Origin of the sequence: Pseudomonas sp. Pseusp16 (genome assembly GCF_047324915.1) — a bacterium.
Lineage (GTDB): Bacteria > Pseudomonadota > Gammaproteobacteria > Pseudomonadales > Pseudomonadaceae > Aquipseudomonas > Aquipseudomonas fluorescens_CD.
This window is the reverse complement of the sequence record NZ_CP168522.1, coordinates 3,342,617-3,366,670: the sequence shown is the minus strand read 5'-3', so window position 1 is coordinate 3,366,670 and position 24,054 is coordinate 3,342,617. Positions and strand designations below refer to the sequence as shown.

Genomic DNA, 24,054 nt, shown 5'->3' with positions numbered 1-24,054 from the left:
AACGATAATGCGGGCCGTCTGATGCCCCGCGTTGTCTGGGCCTACATCACGAGCATGCTCGCTCCTACAGGGGGCTGCGTTAGATTGCGTTATGGGTCTTGAGCCAGCCCAGACCGGCTTCAGTGGTGGTCAGCGGCTTGTATTCGCAACCGACCCAGCCCTGATAACCGATGCGGTCCAGGTGTTCGAACAGGAAGCGGTAGTTGATTTCACCGGTACCTGGTTCGTTGCGCCCCGGGTTGTCCGCGAGCTGCACATGGTTGATCTCGCCCAGGTGCGATTGCAGGGTGCGGGCCAGATCGCCTTCCATGATTTGCATGTGATAGATGTCGTATTGCAGGAACAGGTTGGCGCTGCCGACCTGCTCGCGAATCGACAGGGCTTGCGCCGTGTTGTTCAGGTAGAAGCCTGGAATGTCACGGGTGTTGATCGCTTCCATCACCAGCTTGATACCCGCCGCTTGCAGCTTGTCGGCCGCGTACTTGAGGTTGGCGACGAAGGTTTTCTCCACAGTGGCATCGTCGACGCCTTGTGGACGAATACCGGCCAGGCAGTTGACCTGGGTGTTGCCCAGCACTTTCGCGTAAGCGATGGCCAGGTCGACACCGGCACGGAACTCTTCAACCCGATCCGGCAGGCACGCGATACCGCGTTCGCCCTTGGCCCAGTCACCGGCCGGCAGATTGAACAGCACTTGGGTCAGACCATTGGCGTCGAGCTGGGCCTTGATTTCGGCGGAGCTGAAGTCGTACGGGAACAGGTATTCGACACCGCTGAAGCCGGCCTTGGCGGCCGCTTCGAAACGGGCAAGAAAGTCCTGTTCGGTGAACAGCATGGACAGGTTGGCTGCGAAACGCGGCATGGTGGTCTCCCGTATGTGTTTGAGGTCCCCTGTGGGAGCGGGCTTGCTCGCGAAGGCGGTGGTTCAGTCAGCATTGTTGTCGACTGACAGTCCCTCTTCGCGAGCAAGCCCGCTCCCACAGTAGGAGCGGTCAGCTATCAATCAAGCAACGAAATCGCAGTCGGTGCGTCGTCGCCGACCAGCGCCAGGTCTTCGAATTCGTTGACGGCGTTGATCTCGGTACCCATGGAAATGTTGGTCACGCGCTCCAGAATGATCTCGACGATCACTGGAACCTTGAACTCTTCGATCAGTTCCTGAGCCTTGCGCAGGGCAGGCTGGATCTGAGCCGGTTCGAACACACGCAGCGCCTTGCAGCCGAGGCCTTCGGCCACCGCGACGTGGTCGACACCGTAACCGTTGAGCTCCGGGGCGTTGAGGTTGTCGAAGGACAGCTGCACGCAGTAGTCCATGTCGAAACCGCGTTGTGCCTGACGGATCAGGCCCAGGTACGAGTTGTTCACCACGACGTGGATGTAAGGCAGTTTGAACTGAGCGCCGACCGCCAGTTCTTCGATCATGAACTGGAAGTCATAGTCCCCCGACAGGGCCACGACTTTACGGTTCGGATCAGCCTTGACCACGCCCAGCGCTGCCGGAATGGTCCAGCCCAACGGGCCTGCCTGACCGCAGTTGATCCAGTGGCGCGGCTTGTAGACGTGCAGGAACTGCGCGCCGGCAATCTGCGACAGACCGATGGTGCTGACGTAGCAGGTGTCTTTGCCGAACACCTGGTTCATTTCTTCGTAAACGCGTTGCGGCTTGACCGGCACGTTGTCGAAGTGAGTCTTGCGCTGCAGGCTGGCTTTACGATGCTGGCAGTCTTGCAGCCAGGCGCTGCGGTTCTTCAGTTTGCCGGCGGCTTGCCATTCGCGAGCGACTTCGATGAACACGGTCAGCGCGGCAGCGGCGTCGGACACGATGCCCAGGTCCGGGGTGAACACGCGGCCGATCTGAGTGCCTTCGATGTCGACGTGAATGAACTTGCGGCCTTCGGTGTACACGTCGACCGAACCGGTGTGACGGTTGGCCCAACGGTTACCGATGCCCAGCACCACGTCCGACTTCAGCATGGTCGCGTTGCCGTAGCGGTGCGAGGTCTGCAAGCCAACCATGCCCACCATCAGCGGGTGATCGTCCGGGATGGTGCCCCAGCCCATCAGGGTCGGGATAACCGGAATACCGGTCAGCTCGGCGAACTCCACCAACAGATCGCTGGCGTCGGCATTGATGATGCCGCCACCGGCCACCAGCAATGGGCGTTCAGCCTGATCCAGCAAGGCCAGAGCCTTTTCGACTTGAACGCGGCTAGCGGTCGGCTTGGCCAGCGGCAGTGGCTGGTAAGCGTCGATGTCGAATTCGATTTCAGCCATCTGCACGTCGAACGGCAGGTCGATCAGCACCGGGCCTGGACGGCCGGAGCGCATTTCGTAGAAGGCTTTCTGGAACGCGTAAGGCACCTGGCCCGGCTCCAGAACGGTGGTTGCCCACTTGGTTACCGGCTTGACGATGCTGGTGATGTCGACAGCCTGGAAGTCTTCCTTGTGCATACGGGCGCGGGGTGCCTGGCCGGTAATGCAGAGGATCGGGATCGAGTCGGCCGAGGCGCTGTAGAGCCCGGTGACCATGTCGGTGCCGGCAGGGCCGGAAGTGCCGATGCACACACCGATGTTGCCAGCCTTGGTGCGGGTGTAGCCCTCGGCCATGTGCGAGGCACCTTCAACGTGGCGAGCGAGTACGTGATCGATGCCGCCGACCTTTTGCAGGGCGGAGTACAACGGGTTGATGGCGGCACCCGGGATGCCAAAAGCGGTATCGACCCCTTCACGGCGCATCACCAGAACGGCGGCTTCGATTGCTCTCATTTTGCTCATGGTTTTGTGCCTCTTTACGTTTTGTAATTGTATACAAGTGGCTTTGCGCAGAGTGTATTCACGGCGGACGGCGCAGGTCAATCCATTTTCTCAAGCGCTCGTTTCATTCGTCGGAAGCCCAATCTACTGTGGCTTTTCGTCGCATGTGGCGCCTTTCGATAATTATTGTATACAAAAAAATAATTCATTGTGTTCTATTTGTTGCATCGAGCTGCGGCACAACGGCGCAGCCCAACGACTTTCCGAAAAACAAAATGAGGACGGCACCATGAGCGCTTTAACCTTGAAAGTCGCAGTCAACCTGGTCAACGAGGCCATCAGTGCAGGGCGGGCCATCTCGGCAGCGCCCCTGACCATTGCGGTACTGGATGCCGGGGGGCATCTGATCACCCTGCAGCGCGAAGACGGCGCCAGCCTGTTGCGCCCGCACGTCGCCATCGGCAAAGCCTGGGGCGCCATTGCGCTGGGCAAAGGGTCACGCCTGCTGGCGCTGGACGCCCAGCAACGCCCGGCGTTTATCGCCGCGTTGAACAGCCTGGGGCAGGGCAGCGTCGTGCCGGCACCGGGTGGTGTACTGGTTCGGGATCAGGACGGGAATGTGCTGGGAGCGGTGGGGATCAGCGGGGATCTGTCGGATGTTGACGAGCAGTGTGCGATCAATGCGATCGAGGCGTTGGGGCTGGTGGCGGATGCGGGGGTGGCGGCTTAAATCTCACTGGCTGAACTAGCGCTTTCGCGAGCAAGCCCGCTCCCACACTGGACCGTTGTTAGACACAAAATGTCCGGATGCCGAAATCCACTGTGGGAGCGGGCTTGCTCGCGAAGGCTATGTACCGGACACATCCAGCCAAAAGTCTACGCCGCGATTTTGCAGTCGCTGATCTAGCCTTTCCCAGATTTCATCATGAGAGAGGGCAAGGGAATGCCTGAGCTGTCAGCTTCACACCGCCTGCGCATCGGCCGGTACACCGAGCAATACCGCATCTATCTACTGACTGCCAATACCCTGAAGCGAGAACCTGTTTTCAGGGATTACGCCTTGGGTCGCTTGGTGGTCCATCAATTCAGGCAAGCACAGAATGATGGCTTCGCCGATTCCTTGGCCTGGGTAGTCATGCCCGATCATTTTCATTGGTTGATTCAGTTGAACAAAGGCTCATTGGGACAGCTGATGTGCCAAACCAAATCCTTGAGTGCCCGAGCAATCAATGCGGCTACTGGCAGAACAGGTAGCCTCTGGCAGCAAGGTTTCCATGACCATGCCTTAAGAAAAGAAGAAGATCTTGTGAAGCTGGCTCGATATGTTGTGGCTAACCCATTGCGGGCAGGACTGGTCGAGAAGCTTGGCGACGATCCGTTGTGGGATGCGATTTGGGTTTGATCTAAAACCGAGTTGTCGCCATTCGCGAGCAAGCCCGCTCCCACACCGGATCTTCAGCGCCCACCAATCCCCTGTGGGAGCGGGCTTGCTCGCGAAGGCGCGCGCCGCGGTCTACCGCTCGGGCTCACACCCCTTGAGCACCAACCGGATAATCGTCTGCGCTGCCGCTTCGTAATCCTCTTCATCCAGCCTGGCCTTGCCGGTGATGGCGGTGATCTGCCAGTCGAAGTCGGCGTAGGTCTGGGTCGCGGCCCAGATGCTGAACATCAGGTGGTTGGGGTCGATGGGGGCGATTTGTCCGCGGTCGATCCAGGTCTGGATGCACTCGATGTTGTGTTTGGCCTGGCCATTGAGCTGTTCGACCAGATCGCTGCTCAGGTGGGGGGCACCGTGCATGATTTCGCTGGCGAACACCTTGGAGGCGAAAGGCAGGTCGCGGGAGATGCGGATTTTCGAGCGAATGTAGCCGCTGAGCACTTCACCGGGTTCGCCCTCCGGATTGAACGGTGTCGAAGCCTGCAGGATTGGCTCGATGATACTTTCCAGAACCTCGCGGTAGAGGTTTTCCTTGGATTTGAAGTAGTAGTAGACGTTGGGCTTGGGCAATCCCGCCTTGGCTGCGATGTCACTGGTTTTGGTCGCAGCGAAGCCTTTGTCGGCAAACTCCTCACTGGCGGCACGCAGGATCAGTTGTTTGTTGCGCTCGCGGATAGTGCTCATAACCCGGGTGATTCCTTGCCTGTTCTGGCGGTTGCGCATGGTATCACCGGCCTCGCGCGGCGCTCAAGAATGCACCGCAGCCCGCGCTGCCGCGCTATGCTGCTGCGCATTCATTGCAGAAGGAAACCCGATTCATGGCAGGAAGCAGTTTGCTGGTGCTGATCGACGACATCGCGGCCGTGCTGGACGACGTGTCATTGATGACCAAAATGGCCGCCAAGAAAACCGCTGGCGTACTCGGTGACGACCTGGCACTCAACGCCCAGCAAGTCAGCGGCGTGCGGGCCGAGCGGGAAATCCCGGTGGTCTGGGCGGTCGCCAAGGGTTCGTTCATCAATAAATTGATCCTGGTGCCGTCGGCGCTGGCCATCAGTGCGTTCATTCCGTGGCTGGTCACGCCGCTGTTGATGCTCGGTGGTGCTTATTTGTGCTTCGAGGGGTTTGAAAAACTCGCCCACAAGTTCCTGCACAGCAAGGCTGAAGATCAGGCTGAACATGCCGAATTGGTCGAGGCGGTGGCAGACCCGGCGGTGGATCTGGTGGCGTTTGAAAAGGACAAGATCAAGGGCGCGATCCGTACCGACTTCATTCTCTCGGCCGAAATCATCGCCATCACCCTCGGCGTCGTGGCCGAGTCGGCGCTGAGCCAGCAAGTCATCGTGCTCTCGGGGATCGCCATCGTCATGACTGTCGGTGTCTACGGGTTGGTAGCGGGCATCGTCAAACTCGATGACCTGGGGCTGTGGCTGACCCGCAAGCCTGGTCAGATGGCCAGGAGCATCGGTGACGCCATTCTGCGCGCTGCGCCGTACATGATGAAAAGCCTGTCGGTGATTGGCACTGCGGCGATGTTCCTGGTAGGCGGCGGCATCCTGACCCACGGCGTGCCGGTGGTGCATCACTGGATTGAAAGTGTCAGCACAGGGGCAGGCGGTGCCGGGTTTATCGTGCCGACGTTGCTCAATGGGGTAGCGGGGATTGTGGCGGGTGCGGTGGTGCTGGTTGGGGTCATGGCTGCCGGCAAAATCTGGAAAACGCTCAAAGGCTAAAGCCAACACCAAACAAATGTGGGAGCGGCGGTGCGGCGATCCGACTTGCTCGCGAAAGCGGTCTGTCAGTCAATGTTGATGTCGACTGACACTCCGTCTTCGCGAGCAAGCCCGCTCCCACAGTGCTTTTTTTGGGGGGTTACTCGGCGATCTGCAACTTGCGCGCTTCGGTGTATACGTAACGCACTTTCTCGTACTCGAACGGCGAGTTCATCTGGCCATAGCGGAAGCTGGTCTGGTGGCGCTTGTCGATGCCGCGCAGGATCCAGACTTCCGGATGGTTGGAGCTGACCTCGGCGACGTTGAGGAAGTTGATCGCACTCTCGGCCGTGTAATCCACCACCAGGCCACTGGTATCACGCAGGTTCGACGGACCGAGGATCGGCAGGACGAAATAAGCGCCGCCCGGCACGCCGTAGAAGCCCAGTGTCTGGCCGAAGTCTTCGCTTTGACGCGGCAGGCCCATGGCGGTGGCCGGGTCCCACAGGCCGGCGATGCCGATGGTGGTGTTGAGCAGCAGTCGCCCGGTGGTTTCCAGTGAACGCTGGCCCTTGAGTTGCAGCAGGCTGTTCAACAAGTTGGGTACGTCGCCCAGGTTGTTGAAGAAGTTGCTGACACCGGTACGCAGGAAACTCGGGGTGACGTAGCGGTAACCATTGACCACCGGCATGAACACCCATTGGTCGAAGCGGTAGTTGAAGTGATACACGCGCCGGTTCCACTCTTCCAGTGGATCGTAGACAGCCAGTGCGCTGAGCGTCGAACGTTCGAACTCGCGCTGATCCAGGCCCGGGTTGAACTTGAGTTTGCTCAACGGTTCCTTGAAACCGTCACTGTCGACGACCACGGGAGCGTTGGCTTTGCTGTTGTCGGCATTGGCGACGCCTGCACAGAGTAACGCTGCGAACAGCAGGAGATATTTAGCCACGGAAGAACTCCAGCATGGCGTCGCTGTTGACGCGGTAGTTAATGTTGCCGCAGTGGCCACCGTGCGGGTAAACAGTCAGGCGATCACCGAAGGTCCTGCGCAGGAAGCCCAGGTCGCCAGGGCCGAGGATCACGTCATCGGCGTTGTGCATGACGGCGATTTTCGGGCTTTCGTGCAGATAGTCCTTCAGTGCATACAGGCTTACCTGGTCAATCAGTTGCAGCAGGCTGCCGCCGTCGGTACGGGCGCGCCACATCGGGATGACCTGTTCGGTGATGTAGCAGTCGAAGTCGCATTGCAATGCACGCTTGAGGAATGGCGTGAGGCTGGTGCCCTCGGTGATCGGGAACTTGGGTGGGGTGATCAGGCCGCGGCGGTTGATCAGGTCCGAAGTGAAGGCAATGTCGGCCGCCGAAAAGCGGAACGAAGTGCCGATCAGCATGGCCATCTGTTCGTTGCTCAGCTGCTGTTTGGACTGCTGGAAGTCGTAGACCAGAGCGTCGTTGAGGTCGATGTAGCCCTTTTGCTGGAAGTAGCGGGTCAGTTTGTTCAGCACCAGTTCATAGAATGTGGTGCTGTTGTTGATGCCCTTGACCTCGGTCTGGACCAGCTTGTCGAGGTTGGTGATCGAGGTATAGAGGTTGACCGGCGGGTTGAGCAGCAGGACTTTCTTGAAGTTGAAGCTGCGGCGGGTTTCATCCAGGTGCGAAACGAAAGCGGCATCCAGTGCACCCAGGCTGTACCCGGTCAGGTAGTAATCGGTGACCGGCACTTTCGGGTTCTGTGCCCGCACGGCCTGCATCACCCGGTACATGTCTTCAGCGTCTTCCTTGGAAATGCCCGGCGTGGCGAAGCGCGATGCGGCACTCATGAAGTCATAGCTGGTGGGCGATGACAGCTGCACCACGTGGTAGCCGGCTTTGTAATAGAGCTTCTTCAGGTATTCGTTCAGGCTGCTGTCATAGCGTGCACCGGTGCCGGCGATCAGGAAAATCAGCGGCGCGGCGTGATCCTGCGTGGCAATGCGGTAGTCGAGTTTCTTGACCGCCCAGAAATTATCCGGCAAATCGAATTCCCGTTCCGGACGCAAGGTGACGCTGCGCACCGCCTGATCGATGTCACCGTCCAGGGGCAGCTCCGGACGCAGGTCCGGCGGCGTGGTCGCGATGGTCGCCTCGAACGGATTGGTCAGGGGGTAGCCATAACTGGCGACGTCAATGTCGACCGCCAGTGCGGACGCACTCAATATAAGGCCGCCAAACAGGGCGGCGAAGCGCAAGGAACGGAGCATGACTATATCCCTTAGAGGAAGGTGCCGAATGAGTTTCGCAGGCTATGACCGCTGGATTTGCGCCAAAGTGCCACGCATCGGCACCAAACAGGCCTGATTTCGACGTAATAGTAGCTGGACGATACACTTTGCAGCGATTGAATGCCCAGTTAACAGTTGTTAATGCTTGCGCAAGGCTGTCGTGCGATTAAGCTGGCCGCCGTTTTTCGCCTTTTGGAGTGTTACATGTCCCGCCGTTTGCCCGTGATTTTGCTGCTTGTGTTGCTGCCGCTATGGCTGGCCGCCAGTTATGGCGCGCGTTATGGCTTCATGGAGGATGCGCAATGGGTCGGCATTTGCGTGGATGAGGCAAGCCGCTGGGAGTGCCAGGTGCGTTCCAGCCTGGGGCTGATGATCCACTTCGGGGTTCTGGGCTGGGCTGCGCTGGGCGCGGCGATCATCGGCTTTGTCGTGCCGGGGCGGGCAGGCTGGTGGCTGGCGGTGCTGGCGCTGGTGTTCGGGTTTCCGGCACTGGCCCTGTACAACACGACGCTGGCGGTGTTTGCGGTGGTGATTGCGGGGTTGCGGTTGGTCAGGGAGTCTCGCGGCGCCTGACCGTCAGCCTTCGCGAGCAAGCCCGCTCCCACACTTGATCGTTGTCGAACACAAAACTTATGTTCTCTGAAGGACTTTGTGGGAGCGGGCTTGCTCGCGAAGAGGCCGGTCAAGTCGCTAAAGAGTCAAACCTTGCGAACCCGCAAGCAACGCCACAACGCCGCCACCATCAACACACTCGCCAGCGCCCAGCCCCAGGCCTGCTGATTCTGCAAGCCTTCATGGAACAACTGCGGCGCAATGCCGGCACCGATGATAAAGGTCAGCAACGCGATCTCGCGGCGCGGCACATTCACCGGGCGGCACAGATAAACCAGCGCCGGCACGATGAACGCGACGCTCGGGAAACTGCGGTAGCGCGGGTCGAACACCAGTTCCAGCATCATCACGGCTGCCGCGAAACCTGCCGTTGCCACCAGCCAGCCAGCACGGCGTTCGAGCAAGTCGAAAGCCCGCCCGCGCCAACCGCTGCGAGGGCTCAAAGTCAGCGCGGCATGGGCCAGCGCGAGCAGATTCAGGGCAGTCAGCAATGCGACCCACAACCACTCACTGGTAAAGCGCGTGGTAACCCGTGCCAGGTCACCCCAGGCGCCAATCGAGCACCCCGCCAATGCGCCGAGCAGGGGCAGCACCAGCGCCGAGCGCGTCGTGCGAACCCGGCCGCCAAGCAGCAGCGTGCCGATGAAGATCAATCCGCCAACCGACAGCCATTGCGACCAGTACGGTACGTTTGTCACTGGCCCGGCCAGCACGCCCTTGTCCTGGCGATCGGCATCGAACAATCCCCAGTAACCCCCGACCGCACCTTCACTGGCACGTTTCCACGGCTGGTCGAAGGCTTCGATCAGGTTGTAGTGCCAGCCCTGTTGCTCGGCCATGGCGACAAAACCACGAATGAACCTGGCTTCGTTGACCCGGCTCGGCAGGGCCGTTTCACGCTGGCGACCTTCGCTTGGCCAGCCGGTTTCGCCGATCAGTACATCCTTGGGCGCGAACTTGTTGCCGAACACCTGGCGTACTTCGGCCACATGTTGAAGGGCTGCGTCGATGTTCGATGGATCATCTTCCCAATACGGCAGCAAATGGATGGTCAGGAAGTCCACGGCGGGGGCGATTTCCGGGTGCTTGAGCCAGAACTCCCAGACGTCGGCATAGGTGACAGGCTGTTTGACGTGGCTTTTGACCTTGTTGATCAGCTTCGCCAATTGCGCGCCGGTGACTTCCTTGCGCAACAGGGTTTCGTTGCCGACGATCACCGCGCTCACCACATCCGCGTTGGCGTTGGCCGAGGCGATCAGCAGGTCGACTTCTTTTTCCGTGTCCACCGGGTTGCTGTTGACCCAGGCGCCGATCATCAGCTTCAAGCCATGCTTGCGCGCCAGATCCGGCAGGGCTTCGAGGCCGGTCATGGAGTAGGTGCGGATGCATTCGAAGCTTTTGGACAGCAGCGCGAGGTCGGCATCCATGCGCTCGGGGCGCAAGTTGAATGGCACGTCGAACGGCGATTGGTCTTTGTCGAACGGGGTGTAGGAGGCGCATTGCAGCTTGTGCGTCGCGCTGGCGACATCCGGCAGGATCACCGGTTTGCCAATGCCGTACCAGAAACCACCGAGGGCAAAAAGCCCCAGCAGGCAGGCGAATAGATAAGCAGGAAAAGGAAAGCGTGATGTCGCGGACATGGTCAGGCCGTGTGGGAACAAAGCGGCGCATGTTACCTGCATTTACCGCGTGCTTGGTGGCCTGCATGATTTTGACATGCAAAGTTCGGGCGGAGCCTCCGGTGCGTAGGTCGCGTTAAAGGTTAATGGCTTTCTGATGTCGTTTCTCGATGGATTGAGGTCGCTGGCAGAGCAGGTCGCGATGAGCGTCAGGTTGATTATCGAAGGCGTCAGTACTCCGCTGATGTTCCAACGAGTTTGCGGTAGGCGTGATGGGGGCGCTGTGCACCATAACAATACGTTTAAGCGACTCGGCATCCGTCGAGCGCAGCACTTTCGGGGAAGTAACGATGAAGATGCGACGACTCTTGGGCGCAGGTGCCGCTTTGGTGCTGGCGATCAGCGCTACCGCGGCCAGTGCCGCCGGTAAGGAAGTGACTTTGGGTTATGTCGACGGCTGGTCGGACAGTGTCGCCACGACCAACGTGGCGGCAGAAGTGATCAGACAGAAACTCGGCTACGACGTGAAGCTGCAAGCGGTCGCTACCGGGATCATGTGGCAGGGCGTGGCCACCGGCAAACTCGACGCCATGCTGTCGGCCTGGCTGCCGGTGACCCACGGCGAATACTGGGCGAAGAACAAGGATCAGGTCGTCGATTACGGCCCGAACTTCAAGGACGCGAAAATTGGCCTGATCGTGCCGGAGTACGTTAAGGCCAAGTCCATCGAGGACCTGAAAACCGACGACAGCTTCAAGAAACGCATCGTCGGCATCGACGCAGGTTCAGGTGTGATGATCAAGACCGATCAGGCCATCAAGGACTATGACTTGACCGGGTATCAAAACAAAGCCAGTTCCGGCGCCGGCATGATCGCCGAGTTGACCCGTGCCGAGAAGAAAAACGAATCCATCGCCGTGACCGGTTGGGTGCCGCACTGGATGTTCGCCAAGTGGAAACTGCGCTTCCTCGAAGACCCGAAAGGCGTGTACGGCGCGGCTGAAACCGTGAACAGCATCGGCAGCAAAGGCCTGGAGGCCAAGGCACCGGAAGTGGCCAAGTTCCTGAAGAACTTCCAGTGGGAATCCAAGGACGAAATCGGTCAGGTCATGCTGGCGATTCAGGACGGTGCCAAGCCTGATGCCGCCGCGAAGGATTGGATTGCCAAACACCCAGAGCGTGTTGCTGACTGGACTAAATAAACTTCGATCAAGCGTCTAAGCTGCTTTTCCCTGTGGGAGCGGGCTTGCTCGCGAATACTGACTGTCAGTTGACTGAGAGGTTGACCGACATGCGGCTTTCGCGAGCAAGCCCGCTCCCACATTGATTTGTGGCGTGCTGATAAATGGCGAAAACGCCATGTGGTTCTAAGACTAAGGTCGTCTGGAACCTGCCCCGCAGCCGCATAGAGTGGATACCGTTCCAACTAAATCTGTGCTGCGAGGATAAAAACAATGAACGACAGCATTTACCTCTCGATTCAAAACAGCCCGCGCTTCAAGGAGCTGGTTAGCAAGAGGGAACGATTCGCCTGGATTCTTTCGGCGGTCATGCTAGGGCTTTACTCCGCATTCATCCTTTTGATCGCTTACGGGCCGCAAGTGCTGGGGACGAAAATCAGTCCCGAGTCTTCGATTACCTGGGGCATACCGATCGGCGTCGGGCTGATTGTTTCGGCCTTCGTCCTGACCGGCATCTACGTACGACGTGCCAATGGCGAGTTTGACGACCTGAACAATGCGATTCTCAAGGAGGCTCAGCAATGATCCGGCGTCTACTGGCTCTATTGAGCATCGCGGCTTTTGCACCGGGCGCCTGGGCGGCTGACGCCCTGACCGGTGAAGTGCATAAACAACCTCTCAACGTCGCTGCGATCCTGATGTTCGTTGTGTTCGTGGGGGCCACCCTGTGCATTACCTACTGGGCCTCCAAGCGCAACAAGTCGGCTGCCGACTACTATGCGGCGGGTGGCAAGATCACCGGGTTCCAGAACGGTCTGGCGATTGCCGGCGACTACATGTCGGCCGCCTCGTTCCTGGGGATTTCCGCGTTGGTGTTCGCTTCCGGCTATGACGGGCTGATCTATTCGATCGGCTTCCTGGTGGGCTGGCCGATCATTCTGTTCCTGATCGCCGAGCGCCTGCGCAACCTGGGCAAGTACACTTTTGCCGACGTGGCGTCCTATCGCCTGGGGCAAACCCAGATCCGCACACTGTCCGCCTGCGGTTCGCTGGTGGTGGTGGCGTTCTACCTGATCGCCCAGATGGTCGGTGCCGGCAAGCTGATCCAGTTGCTGTTCGGCCTCGACTATCACGTCGCGGTGATCCTGGTGGGTGTGCTGATGTGCCTTTACGTGTTGTTCGGCGGCATGCTGGCGACCACCTGGGTACAAATCATCAAGGCTGTCCTGCTGTTGTCCGGCGCTTCCTTCATGGCGCTGATGGTGATGAAGCACGTCAACTTCGACTTCAACATCCTGTTTTCCGAGGCGATCAAGGTTCACCCTAAAGGTGAGGCGATCATGAGTCCGGGCGGTCTGGTGAAGGATCCGGTTTCGGCGTTCTCCCTCGGCCTGGCACTGATGTTCGGTACCGCGGGTCTGCCGCATATCCTGATGCGCTTCTTCACCGTGAGTGACGCAAAGGAAGCTCGCAAGAGCGTGCTGTACGCAACCGGCTTCATTGGCTACTTCTACATCCTGACCTTCATCATCGGTTTCGGCGCGATCCTGCTGGTCAGCACCAACCCGGCCTTCAAAGACGCGGCCGGCGCGTTGCTCGGTGGTAACAACATGGCGGCGGTACACCTGGCCAATGCGGTCGGTGGCAGCATTTTCCTGGGCTTCATCTCGGCGGTGGCGTTCGCGACCATTCTGGCGGTCGTTGCCGGCCTGACCCTGGCCGGTGCTTCGGCGGTGTCCCACGACCTGTATGCCAGCGTGATCAAGAAGGGCAAGGCCAACGAGAAGGATGAGATTCGTATTTCGAAGATCACCACCGTTGCCCTGGGTGTGCTGGCCATTGTTCTGGGCATTCTGTTCGAAAGCCAGAACATCGCGTTCATGGTGGGCCTGGCGTTCTCCATCGCGGCGAGCTGCAACTTCCCGGTGCTGCTGCTTTCGATGTACTGGAAAAAGCTGACCACTCGCGGTGCGATGATCGGTGGCTGGATGGGGCTGATCAGTGCGGTAGGCCTGATGATCCTTGGCCCAACCATCTGGGTGCAGATCCTGCATCATGAGAAAGCCATCTTCCCGTATGAGTATCCGGCGTTGTTCTCGATGATGATTGCCTTTGTCGGGATCTGGTTCTTCTCGGTTACCGACAAGTCCACTGCGGCTGACAATGAGCGGGCGTTGTTCTTCCCGCAGTTTGTTCGTTCGCAGACCGGGTTGGGGGCGAGTGGGGCGGTTTCGCACTAAGGCTTCAATGTTTTATATATAAGTTGCACTGACATCCAATGCCCCGGTCGAGAGATCGGGGCATTTTTGTTGGGCGATAATCGACCGGAATTTTTTTGGTGTGTATATCCGTTGCTGCGGTAACGGCGACTTAGGGTTTCGCCCTTACGGCGACTCACTTTTTTTAACAAGCGCCTTAAAAAAAGTAAGCAAAAAAAGCGCTCGCCCCGAACGTCCGGCCCCTCGCCAGGGCTCGGGGTTCCTTCGCTCCGGCATTCATCCGGGGGCATTGCTCTACGGTTTGCTTCGCTGCACCTCCCTGCAATGTGTGCGTCTGCGCCGCACGGCGCTGCGCGCCATTCCCCGGATGAACACCTCCACTCAGCCTGCCGAGGGGGCGGGTGGATCAAGATCAAGAGCGGCAGGCGAGCTAACGCTCGGCCCTGTAGGAGCGAGCTTGCTCGCGATGGACGTCAACGATGACGAGGGCTGTCTGAATCCCCGCGGTGTCCCGGCGTTTTTCGCGAGCAAGCTCGCTCCTACAGGGGGGCGGTCACGTTAGATCAGGCCGGCCAGCAGGCCGCTTCGCTTTTGCTTTTGCTTTTGATCTTCTTGCCCCCTCGAGAGGCTTCGTTCCGGTTCTGCGCAGTGGGCAACCCGGCATGGATGCCGGGTTAGCCGCGTACGGCCATGGATGGCCGATCGCGGCGGGCCCACGGAGCAGGACCGGAGCGAGGGAATGCCGAGCCTTGGCGAGGCACCGAACGTCAGGGGCAAGAGCCCTTGGTTACTTGGGGCCGGGCGGCGCTCCGCTTTTCCAAGTAACCCGCCGTAAGGGCGGAACCGTAAGTGGCCGCGGCCAAAGAAACGGATATGTACACAATTAAAAAAGGAAAACAAAAACGGCCTCTATATAAGAGGCCGTTCCCGGTACAACTCAACACGCTACAGCAAGACAACTCTTACTTGCGGTCTTCCAGCTTGGTGATATCACGCGACTCGTAGCCGGTGTACAACTGGCGCGGACGGCCAATCTTGTACGGGCTGGAGAGCATTTCTTTCCAGTGGGAGATCCAGCCGACGGTCCGCGCCAGGGCGAAGATCACGGTGAACATGCTGGTTGGAATGCCGATCGCCTTGAGGATGATCCCCGAGTAGAAGTCGACGTTCGGGTACAGCGAGCGCTCGATGAAGTACGGGTCGGTCAGGGCGATCTCTTCCAGGCGCATGGCCAGTTCGAGTTGCGGATCGTTCTGGATGCCCAGTTCCTTCAACACTTCGTCGCAGGTCTGCTTCATGACGGTGGCGCGCGGGTCGCGGTTTTTGTAAACGCGGTGACCGAAGCCCATCAGTTTGAACGGATCGTTCTTGTCCTTGGCCTTGGCGATGAACTTGTCGATGTTGGAAACATCGCCGATTTCATCGAGCATGGTCAGTACGGCTTCGTTTGCACCGCCGTGGGCAGGGCCCCACAGTGCAGCGATACCGGCGGCGATACAGGCGAACGGGTTGGCGCCCGAGGAGCCCGCCAGACGCACGGTGGACGTCGAGGCGTTCTGCTCGTGGTCGGCATGGAGGATGAAGATCCGGTCCATGGCCTTGGCGAGCACCGGGCTGATCGGTTTGATCTCGCACGGGGTGTTGAACATCATGTGCAGGAAGTTTTCCGCGTACGACAGGTCGTTGCGCGGGTACATCATGGGTTGGCCCATGGAGTACTTGTAAACCATCGCGGCCAGGGTCGGCATCTTGGCAACCAGGCGGATCGCGGAAATTTCGCGATGCTGCGGGTTATTGATGTCCAGGGAGTCGTGGTAGAACGCCGAGAGGGCGCCGACTACGCCGCACATGACGGCCATCGGGTGGGCGTCGCGACGGAAGCCGTTGAAGAAGGTCTTCAGCTGCTCGTGAACCATGGTGTGGTTCTTCACGGTGCTGACGAACTGGGCCTTCTGTTCTGCGGTCGGCAGTTCGCCGTTGAGCAGCAGATAGCAGGTTTCCAGGTAGTCCGACTTTTCAGCCAGCTGTTCGATCGGGTAGCCGCGGTGCAGCAGAATGCCGTTGTCGCCGTCGATATAGGTGATCTTCGACTCGCACGAGGCGGTCGACATGAAGCCTGGGTCAAAGGTGAAACGGCCCGTGGCCGTCAGGCCCCGAACATCGATAACATCGGGACCAACGGTGCCGGTTAAAATGGGCAGCTCGACGGGGGCTGCGCCCTCGATGATCAACTGCGCTTTTTTGTCAGCCATGTGGCCTCCTATTTATGCTTGAAATCATCAGACAGACCCCCCACGCAGGGCCCGCACCACTATAGTGAGATAAATTCGAATGTCAATTTGCCTAAAGTCTTGCTCCAGAAGGCTTTAACCGGACTTTTTCCTCGAAATTGACTGCCATTTACGCCTTTTATGTCAGTTGCGCAATCCGCTGTTTGGGTTAGGTGTTTGCGTTGTCATTAGTAGCCTAACTGTCTATACTCGGCCACCGACCGCCAAGGGCTTTTGGGCTTGCTTTCATTGGGGGTCGCATCCCTGGGTGGTGGTTACCTGACCAGTGCACTCCCCAACAACTTTGCCCTGATTGTTAGGGGCTCTTCAGTGTGAAAAAAAAGCCGTGAAAAGCCAACGACCTGTAAACCTAGACCTAAGGACCATCAAACTCCCAGTCACTGCTTACACGTCCATTCTTCACCGTATTTCCGGTGTCATCCTCTTCGTGTGCCTTGCCATCATGCTTTACGCATGGGACAAGTCGCTGAGCTCCGAGGAAGGCTTCGGTCAGGTGAAAGCGTGTCTGACCAGTCCGCTAGCCAAGCTAGTGATTTGGGGCATCCTGTCCGCTCTGCTGTATCACCTGGTAGCCGGTGTGCGCCATTTGATCATGGACATGGGCATCGGTGAGACGCTGGAAGGCGGCAAGCTGGGCTCGAAAATCGTTATCGCCGTTTCCGTGGTGGTAATCGTTCTGGCAGGAGTTTGGATATGGTAACTAACGTCACGAACCTGTCGCGTTCGGGCCTCTATGACTGGATGGCGCAGCGCGTTTCTGCGGTCGTTCTCGCGGCTTACTTCATCTTCCTGATCGGATACATCGTGGCCCATCCTGGCCTCGAGTACGCCCAGTGGCATGAACTGTTCGCCCATAACGGGATGCGTATCTTCAGCCTCCTGGCCCTTGTTGCCCTCGGCGCTCACGCCTGGGTCGGCATGTGGACCATCGCGACCGACTACCTGACGCCAATGGCGCTGGGCAAGTCCGCGACGGCTGTGCGTTTCCTTTTCCAGGCAGTATGCGGCGTTGCGATGTTCGCTTACTTCGTCTGGGGTGTGCAGATTCTCTGGGGTATCTGAGTCATGGCTAACATTCCAACGATTTCTTTCGACGCCATCATTATTGGTGGTGGCGGTGCCGGCATGCGCGCAGCGCTGCAACTGGCACAGGGCGGTCACAAGACTGCCGTGATCACCAAGGTTTTCCCGACCCGCTCGCACACTGTGTCCGCTCAAGGCGGCATCACCTGCGCAATCGCGTCTGCCGACCCGAACGATGACTGGCGCTGGCACATGTACGATACCGTCAAGGGTTCCGACTACATCGGTGACCAGGACGCTATCGAATACATGTGTCAGGAAGGCCCGGCTGCCGTTTACGAGCTGGACCACATGGGCATGCCTTTCTCGCGTACCGAGCAAGGTCGTATCTACCAGCGTCCATTCGGCGGTCAGTCGAAGGATTACGGTAAAGGCGGGCAGGCTGCCCGTACTTGCGCCGCTTCCGACCGTACCGGTCACGCGCTGCTGCACACCCTTTATCAGGGCAACCTGAAAGCCGGTACCGTGTTCCTGAACGAGTACTACGCTGTCGATCTGGTGAAGAACGGCGAAGGCGAGTTCGTCGGTGTGATCGCGATCTGCATCGAAACCGGTGAAACCACCTACATCCGCGCGAAAGCCACCGTGCTGGCGACCGGCGGTGCAGGCCGTATCTACGCTTCGACCACCAACGCCCTGATCAACACCGGTGACGGCGTTGGCATGGCGCTGCGTGCCGGTGTGCCGGTACAAGACATTGAAATGTGGCAGTTCCACCCGACCGGCATCGCCGGCGCTGGTGTATTGGTTACAGAAGGTTGCCGTGGTGAAGGTGGATACCTGATCAACAAGCACGGCGAGCGTTTCATGGAGCGTTATGCTCCGAACGCCAAGGACCTTGCTGGTCGTGACGTTGTTGCCCGTTCGATGGTTAAAGAGATCATCGCCGGTAACGGTTGCGGTCCGAACGGCGACCACGTGATGCTCAAGCTCGACCACCTGGGCGAGGAAGTGCTGCACAGCCGTCTGCCAGGCATCTGCGAACTGTCGAAGACTTTCGCGCACGTTGACCCGGTTGTCGCTCCGGTTCCGGTTGTTCCGACTTGCCACTATATGATGGGCGGCGTTGCCACCAACATTCATGGCCAGGCGATCACCCAGGACGCCGAAGGCGTGGACAAGATCATTCCTGGTCTGTTCGCGGTAGGTGAAGTGGCTTGCGTATCGGTACACGGCGCCAACCGTCTGGGCGGCAACTCGTTGCTCGACCTGGTGGTATTCGGCCGCGCTGCCGGCCTGCACCTGGAGAAGGCTCTGACCGACGGCATCGAATACGATGACGCCACCGAAGCCGATATCGAAGCGGCCCTGTCGCGCCTGAACGCACTGAACAACCGTACCGACGGCGAAGACGTCGCTACCCTGCGTCGCGAGCTGCAAAGCTGCATGCAGAACTACTTCGGTGTATTCCGTACCGGCGAATACATGCAGAAAGGTATCGCTCAGCTGGCTGAGCTGCGTACCCGTATCGCCAACGTGAAGATCAACGATAAGTCGCAGGCGTTCAACACTGCACGTATCGAAGCGCTGGAACTGCAAAACCTGCTGGAAGTGGCCGAAGCTACCGCTATCGCCGCTGAAGTTCGCAAGGAGTCCCGTGGTGCTCACGCCCGTGAAGACTTCGAAGACCGTGACGACGAAAACTGGCTGTGCCACACCCTGTACTTCCCGGGTGACAAGCGCGTCACCAAGCGTGCCGTGAACTTCTCGCCGAAGACTGTTCCGACTTTCGAACCTAAAGTCCGGACTTATTAAGGGTGACCGCCATGTTGCAAGTCAGTGTTTATCGCTACAACCCTGATCAGGACGCAGCGCCGTTCATGCAGGAATTCCAGGTCGATACCGGTGGTAAGGACCTGATGGTGCTGGATGTGCTGGCCCTGATCAAAGAGCAGGACGAAGGTTTCTCCTATCGTCGCTCTTGCCGTGAAGGTGTTTGCGGTTCCGACGGCATGAACATCAACGGCAAAAACGGTCTGGCGTGCATCACGCCGCTGTCTGCTGTCGTAAAAGGTAACAAGTTGATCGTTCGTCCTCTGCCAGGTTTGCCGGTTATCCGTGACCTGGTCGTCGATATGAGCATCTTCTACAAGCAATACGAGAAGGTTAAGCCATACCTGCAGAACGACACGCCGGCTCCGGCCATCGAGCGTCTGCAGTCCCCTGAAGAGCGTGAAAAGCTGGACGGTCTGTACGAGTGCATCCTGTGCGCTTGCTGCTCGACTTCCTGCCCGTCCTTCTGGTGGAACCCGGACAAATTCCTGGGCCCAGCTGCCCTGCTGCAAGCGTACCGCTTCCTGGCAGACAGCCGTGACACCAAGACGTCCGAGCGTCTGGCTTCGCTGGATGACCCGTTCAGCGTATTCCGCTGCCGCGGGATCATGAACTGCGTCAACGTATGTCCGAAAGGCCTGAACCCGACTAAGGCCATCGGTCACATCCGTAACATGTTGCTCTCGAGCGGCGTGTGATTCAGCTGCTGTACCCGTAGAACCGCTGTACCCGTAGATGCTGCGGCGCAGGCTTCAACCGGCGCCGTAGTTTTAACCTGAGCAGCAGCTTAAAAGGCTGCGGCTCTTATTTTGAAGAAATGAGACAAGCAGGGGCATCCGGGCTGGTACCCGGACTATCAGTGTGATCCTAGTGGCTTGTTTTGGTCGCTGCATTCGGACTTCTGCAAGTTTGCTCGGTGTCGACACCGATGGTGTTCCCCTAACCGAGGGTGACCAAGCATGCAAGAAAGCGTGATGCAGCGCATGTGGAACAGTGCCTACCTATCCGGTAGTAACGCTGCCTATGTGGAAGAGCTTTACGAGCTCTACCTGCACGACCCTAACGCTGTGCCAGAAGAGTGGCGCACCTACTTCCAGAAGTTGCCTGCCGACGGCAACTCTGCCACCGATGTTTCGCACTCCACAATTCGCGATCATTTCGTCTTGCTGGCAAAGAACCAGCGCCGCGCCCAACCGGTTTCCGCCGGCAGCGTGAGCAGTGAGCACGAGAAGAAGCAAGTTGAAGTGCTGCGATTGATCCAGGCCTACCGTATGCGTGGCCACCAGGCAGCCCAGCTTGACCCGCTGGGGCTGTGGCAGCGTCCTGCACCTGCAGACCTGTCGATCAATCATTACGGCTTGACCAATGCCGATCTTGATACGACCTTCCGTGCCGGCGACCTGTTCATCGGCAAAGAGGAAGCGAGCCTACGCGAAATTCACGAAGCGTTGCAGCAGACATATTGCCGCACCATCGGCGCTGAATTCACGCATATCACCGATTCCGAGCAGCGCCAGTGGTTCCAGCAGCGTCTGGAAAGCGTGCGCGGTCGTCCGACGTACTCCGCCGACATCAAGAGCCACCTGCTCGAGCGCGTGACCGCCGGCGAAGGCCTGGAAAAATACCTGGGCACCAAATACCCGGGCACCAAGCGTTTCGGTCTGGAAGGCGGCGAGAGCCTGATTCCGATGCTCGACGAGCTGATCCAGCGTTCCGGTTCCTACGGCACCAAGGAAATCGTCATCGGCATGGCCCACCGTGGCCGTCTGAACGTGCTGGTCAACACCTTCGGCAAGAACCCGCGCGAGCTGTTCGACGAGTTCGAAGGCAAGAAGAAGGTCGAGCTGGGTTCCGGTGACGTGAAATACCACCAGGGCTTCTCGTCCAACGTGATGACCACCGGCGGTGAAGTTCACCTGGCCATGGCGTTCAACCCGTCCCACCTGGAAATCGTATCCCCGGTGGTCGAGGGTTCGGTTCGCGCCCGTCAGGATCGTCGTAACGACCCGACCGGCGAGAAGGTTCTGCCGATCTCCATCCACGGTGACGCTGCATTCGCAGGTCAGGGCGTGGTCATGGAAACCTTCCAGATGTCGCAGACCCGCGGTTTCAAGACCGGCGGTACCGTGCACATCGTGATCAACAACCAGGTCGGTTTCACCATCAGCAACCCGCTGGACTCGCGTTCCACCGAGTACGCGACCGACGTTGCGAAAATGATCCAGGCGCCGATCCTCCATGTGAATGGTGATGATCCGGAAGCCGTATTGTTCGTGACCCAGCTGGCCATCGACTACCGCATGCAATTCAAGCGTGACGTGGTGATCGACCTGGTCTGCTACCGTCGTCGCGGCCACAACGAGGCCGACGAGCCAAGCGGCACCCAGCCTCTGATGTATCAGCAGATCACCAAGCAGCGCACCACCCGTGAGCTGTATGCCGATCGTCTGACCCAGGGCGGTGTGCTGGACGCAGAGCGTGTTCAGGCGAAAGTCGACGAATACCGCAACGCGCTGGACAACGGTCTGCACGTGGTGAAAAGCCTGGTCAAGGAGCCGAACAAAGAGTTGTTCGTGGACTGGCGTCCATATCTGGGCCACGCCTGGACCGCGCGTCACGACACTCGCTTCGACCTCAAGACCTTGCAGGAGCTGTCCGCCAAGCTGCTGGAGATCCCGGAAGGCTTCGTGGTTCAGCGCCAGGTTGCCAAGATCTACGAAGACCGCCAGAAGATGCAAGCCGGCGGCCTGCCGATCAACTGGGGTTACGCCGAAACCATGGCGTACGCGACCCTGGCGTTCGAAGGTCACCCGATCCGCATGACTGGCCAGGACATCGGCCGCGGTACGTTCTCGCACCGCCATGCTGTCCTGCACAACCAGAAAGACGCGGGTACCTACATCCCGCTGCAGAACCTGTACGACGGTCAGCCGCGTTTTGACCTGTACGACTCGTTCCTGTCCGAAGAAGCGGTATTGGCGTTCGAGTACGGTTACTCGACCACCACGCCGAATGCCCTGGTTATCTGGGAAGCCCAGTTCGGCGACTTCGCCAACGGCGCCCAGGTAGTTATCGACCAGTTCATCACCAGTGGCGAGCACAAGTGGGGCCGTCTGTGCGGTCTGACCATGCTGCTGCCGCACGGTTATGAAGGTCAGGGTCCGGAGCACTCCTCGGCTCGTCTGGAGCGTTACCTGCAGCTGTGCGCCGAGCACAACATTCAGGTGTGCATGCCGACGACGCCGGCTCAGATCTACCACTTGCTGCGCCGTCAGGTGATTCGCCCGCTGCGCAAGCCACTGGTAGTCCTGACTCCGAAGTCGCTGCTGCGCCACAAGCTGGCCATCTCGACGCTGGAAGATCTGGCCGAAGGTTCGTTCCAGACCGTTATTCCGGAAATCGATGCCCTGGACCCGAAAAAGGTCGAGCGCGTTGTTCTGTGTAGCGGCAAGGTCTACTACGACCTGCTGGAAAAACGCCGTGCCGAAGGCCGTGACGACATCGCCATCGTGCGTATCGAGCAGCTGTACCCGTTCCCTGAGGACGACTTGAAAGAAGTCCTGGCTCCTTACACCAACGCCAAGCATGCCGTCTGGTGCCAGGAAGAGCCGATGAACCAGGGTGCCTGGTACTGCAGCCAACACCACTTGCGTCGCAGCGTCGCCAACCTCAACAAGTCTCTCGTACTCGAGTACGCGGGCCGTGAGGCTTCTGCTGCACCTGCATGCGGTTACGCATCGATGCACGCCGAGCAGCAGGAACAACTGCTGCAAGACGCCTTTACTGTTTAACGCCTTCGCGCACCTGAAACCGAATTTAAGGAACCACAGATAATGGCTATCGAGATCAAAGCCCCCACTTTCCCGGAATCGGTTGCCGATGGCACCGTTGCCACCTGGCACAAACAACCGGGCGACGCGGTCAAGCGCGACGAACTGATCGTCGACATCGAAACCGACAAAGTCGTGCTGGAAGTGCTGGCTACCGCTGACGGCGTGCTGGGCGCAATCGTCAAGAACGAAGGCGACACCGTTCTGTCCGACGAAGTCCTCGGCTCCATCGTTGAAGGCGGCGCTGCTGCTGCCGCTCCGGCTGCCGCTGCTGCTCCGGCCGCTGCTGCCGCAGCTCCAGCTGCCGGCGCTGACGAAGACGCTATCGCAGCTCCAGCCGCTCGCAAGCTGGCCGAAGAAAACGGCATCAACCTGGCGTCCGTCAAAGGCACCGGCAAAGACGGTCGTGTAACCAAGGAAGACGTGGTTGCCGCTGTCGAAGCCAAGAAAGCCGCTCCTGCTGCAGCACCTGCCAAGGCTGCCGCTCCGGCTGCCGCTGCTCCTGTGTTCGCCGCTGGCGACCGCATCGAGAAGCGCGTACCGATGACCCGCGTTCGCGCCACCGTGGCCAAGCGTCTGGTTGAAGCTCAGTCGAACATGGCGATGCTGACCACTTTCAACGAAGTCGACATGACCGAAGTCATGGCGCTGCGTTCGAAGTACAAGGATCTGTTCGAGAAGTCCCACAACGGCGTACGCCTGGGCTTCATGTCGTTCTTCGTGAAAGCAGCCACCGAAGCGCTGAAACGCTTCCCGGCTGTCAACGCCTCGATCGACGGCGGCGACATCGTTTACCACGGCTACGCTGACGTCGGCGTTGCAGTTTCCAGCGATCGCGGCCTGGTTGTACCGGTCCTGCGTAACGCCGAACTGATGAGCCTGGCTGAAATCGAAGGCGGCATCGCCACCTTCGGCAAGAAAGCCCGCGACGGCAAACTGTCGATGGACGAAATGACCGGTGGTACTTTCACCATCACCAACGGCGGTACTTTCGGTTCGATGATGTCGACCCCGATCGTCAACCCGCCACAAGCAGCCATCCTGGGCATGCACAACATCATCCAGCGTCCTATGGCCATCAACGGTCAGGTCGTTATCCGTCCGATGATGTACCTGGCACTGTCCTACGATCACCGTCTGATCGATGGCAAAGAAGCTGTGACCTTCCTGGTGACCATCAAGAACCTGCTGGAAGATCCGGCTCGTCTGTTGCTGGATATCTGATAGAAGCAGCCATGAGCTGCAAGCCCAGGCTGTCGGAAAACCCGCAGCCTGGCTTGT

The 24,054-nt window shown here is 59.1% G+C and carries 20 protein-coding genes; 13 read left to right on the top strand and 7 right to left on the bottom strand.

Going from position 1 to position 24,054, the window contains the following annotated elements; genetic code table 11:
* Positions 1–79: 79 nt before the first annotated feature.
* A complete protein-coding gene (gene hyi, locus ACEN8Q_RS15265; RefSeq protein ID WP_057398407.1) occupies positions 80–862 on the bottom strand; it encodes a hydroxypyruvate isomerase in 783 nt (260 codons plus the stop codon).
* A gap of 137 nt (positions 863–999) precedes the next feature.
* On the bottom strand, positions 1,000–2,775 hold the full coding sequence (gcl, locus tag ACEN8Q_RS15260; protein WP_413705423.1) for a glyoxylate carboligase: 1,776 nt from the start codon (positions 2,773–2,775) through the stop codon (positions 1,000–1,002).
* 268 nt (positions 2,776–3,043) lie between these two features.
* Between gcl and ACEN8Q_RS15255 the strand changes: the two genes are divergently transcribed.
* Together ACEN8Q_RS15255 and ACEN8Q_RS15250 are read left to right on the top strand one after the other, a co-directional pair.
* On the top strand, positions 3,044–3,484 hold the full coding sequence (locus ACEN8Q_RS15255) for a GlcG/HbpS family heme-binding protein (protein ID WP_103394780.1): 441 nt from the start codon (positions 3,044–3,046) through the stop codon (positions 3,482–3,484).
* A gap of 213 nt (positions 3,485–3,697) precedes the next feature.
* Complete coding sequence (locus ACEN8Q_RS15250) at positions 3,698–4,156, top strand: REP-associated tyrosine transposase (protein ID WP_413705422.1); 459 nt, start codon at positions 3,698–3,700, stop codon at positions 4,154–4,156.
* A 111-nt stretch (positions 4,157–4,267) separates the two neighbouring features.
* Here ACEN8Q_RS15250 and ACEN8Q_RS15245 read toward each other — a convergent pair whose 3' ends face one another.
* Entirely contained in the window at positions 4,268–4,876 is a 609-nt protein-coding gene (locus ACEN8Q_RS15245) for a TetR/AcrR family transcriptional regulator (protein WP_322614320.1), read from the bottom strand.
* 134 nt (positions 4,877–5,010) lie between these two features.
* Here ACEN8Q_RS15245 and ACEN8Q_RS15240 point away from each other — a divergent pair, with 134 nt between their 5' ends.
* Positions 5,011–5,925, top strand: a complete 915-nt coding sequence (locus tag ACEN8Q_RS15240) for a DUF808 domain-containing protein (RefSeq protein WP_413428617.1) — start codon at positions 5,011–5,013, stop codon at positions 5,923–5,925.
* A 139-nt stretch (positions 5,926–6,064) separates the two neighbouring features.
* Here the strand turns inward: ACEN8Q_RS15240 and ACEN8Q_RS15235 are convergent, their stop codons facing one another.
* Complete coding sequence (locus tag ACEN8Q_RS15235; protein ID WP_413428618.1) at positions 6,065–6,853, bottom strand: VacJ family lipoprotein; 789 nt, start codon at positions 6,851–6,853, stop codon at positions 6,065–6,067.
* The gene (locus ACEN8Q_RS15230) at positions 6,846–8,144 is read right to left on the bottom strand and encodes a serine/threonine protein kinase (protein ID WP_413705421.1); all 1,299 of its coding nucleotides are present in this window, start codon (positions 8,142–8,144) and stop codon (positions 6,846–6,848) included. The genes ACEN8Q_RS15235 and ACEN8Q_RS15230 overlap by 8 nt, the downstream gene beginning before the upstream one ends.
* Before the next feature lie 225 nt (positions 8,145–8,369).
* On the opposite strand from ACEN8Q_RS15230, the gene ACEN8Q_RS15225 reads away from it, so the two are divergent.
* The gene (locus ACEN8Q_RS15225; protein WP_413705420.1) at positions 8,370–8,738 is read left to right on the top strand and encodes a hypothetical protein; all 369 of its coding nucleotides are present in this window, start codon (positions 8,370–8,372) and stop codon (positions 8,736–8,738) included.
* A gap of 125 nt (positions 8,739–8,863) precedes the next feature.
* Here the strand turns inward: ACEN8Q_RS15225 and ACEN8Q_RS15220 are convergent, their stop codons facing one another.
* A complete protein-coding gene (locus ACEN8Q_RS15220; RefSeq protein WP_413705419.1) occupies positions 8,864–10,459 on the bottom strand; it encodes a beta (1-6) glucans synthase in 1,596 nt (531 codons plus the stop codon).
* A 287-nt stretch (positions 10,460–10,746) separates the two neighbouring features.
* Between ACEN8Q_RS15220 and ACEN8Q_RS15215 the strand changes: the two genes are divergently transcribed.
* The 3 genes from ACEN8Q_RS15215 (at position 10,747) to ACEN8Q_RS15205 (ending at position 13,817) form a co-directional block, all read left to right on the top strand.
* Positions 10,747–11,598 (top strand): glycine betaine ABC transporter substrate-binding protein, encoded by an 852-nt coding sequence (locus ACEN8Q_RS15215; RefSeq protein ID WP_413428622.1) that lies wholly within the window; start codon positions 10,747–10,749, stop codon positions 11,596–11,598.
* Between the two features lie 252 nt (positions 11,599–11,850).
* Positions 11,851–12,162 (top strand): DUF485 domain-containing protein, encoded by a 312-nt coding sequence (locus ACEN8Q_RS15210; RefSeq protein WP_057398424.1) that lies wholly within the window; start codon positions 11,851–11,853, stop codon positions 12,160–12,162.
* Positions 12,159–13,817, top strand: a complete 1,659-nt coding sequence (locus ACEN8Q_RS15205) for a cation acetate symporter (RefSeq protein ID WP_322614313.1) — start codon at positions 12,159–12,161, stop codon at positions 13,815–13,817. The genes ACEN8Q_RS15210 and ACEN8Q_RS15205 overlap by 4 nt, the downstream gene beginning before the upstream one ends.
* 941 nt (positions 13,818–14,758) lie before the next feature.
* On the opposite strand, the gene gltA is transcribed toward ACEN8Q_RS15205, so the two are convergent.
* On the bottom strand, positions 14,759–16,048 hold the full coding sequence (gene gltA / locus ACEN8Q_RS15200; protein ID WP_007977501.1) for a citrate synthase: 1,290 nt from the start codon (positions 16,046–16,048) through the stop codon (positions 14,759–14,761).
* Between the two features lie 364 nt (positions 16,049–16,412).
* On the opposite strand from gltA, the gene sdhC reads away from it, so the two are divergent.
* From sdhC to odhB, 6 genes are all read left to right on the top strand, one after another.
* Entirely contained in the window at positions 16,413–16,787 is a 375-nt protein-coding gene (sdhC, locus tag ACEN8Q_RS15195; RefSeq protein WP_043302324.1) for a succinate dehydrogenase, cytochrome b556 subunit, read from the top strand.
* Positions 16,781–17,149, top strand: coding sequence for a succinate dehydrogenase, hydrophobic membrane anchor protein (gene sdhD, locus ACEN8Q_RS15190; RefSeq protein ID WP_008017858.1), 369 nt, complete (start codon positions 16,781–16,783; stop codon positions 17,147–17,149). Before sdhC ends, sdhD begins: the two co-directional genes overlap by 7 nt.
* Before the next feature lie 3 nt (positions 17,150–17,152).
* Positions 17,153–18,925: a succinate dehydrogenase flavoprotein subunit gene (gene sdhA / locus ACEN8Q_RS15185; RefSeq protein WP_413425351.1), complete on the top strand. Its 1,773-nt coding sequence runs from the start codon at positions 17,153–17,155 to the stop codon at positions 18,923–18,925.
* 11 nt (positions 18,926–18,936) lie between these two features.
* Entirely contained in the window at positions 18,937–19,641 is a 705-nt protein-coding gene (locus tag ACEN8Q_RS15180; protein ID WP_003223007.1) for a succinate dehydrogenase iron-sulfur subunit, read from the top strand.
* Positions 19,642–19,902: 261 nt separating this feature from the next.
* Positions 19,903–22,734, top strand: a complete 2,832-nt coding sequence (locus ACEN8Q_RS15175; protein ID WP_413425349.1) for a 2-oxoglutarate dehydrogenase E1 component — start codon at positions 19,903–19,905, stop codon at positions 22,732–22,734.
* A 42-nt stretch (positions 22,735–22,776) separates the two neighbouring features.
* Positions 22,777–23,997: a 2-oxoglutarate dehydrogenase complex dihydrolipoyllysine-residue succinyltransferase gene (odhB, locus tag ACEN8Q_RS15170; RefSeq protein WP_007977514.1), complete on the top strand. Its 1,221-nt coding sequence runs from the start codon at positions 22,777–22,779 to the stop codon at positions 23,995–23,997.
* The last annotated feature ends 57 nt before the right edge of the window (positions 23,998–24,054 follow it).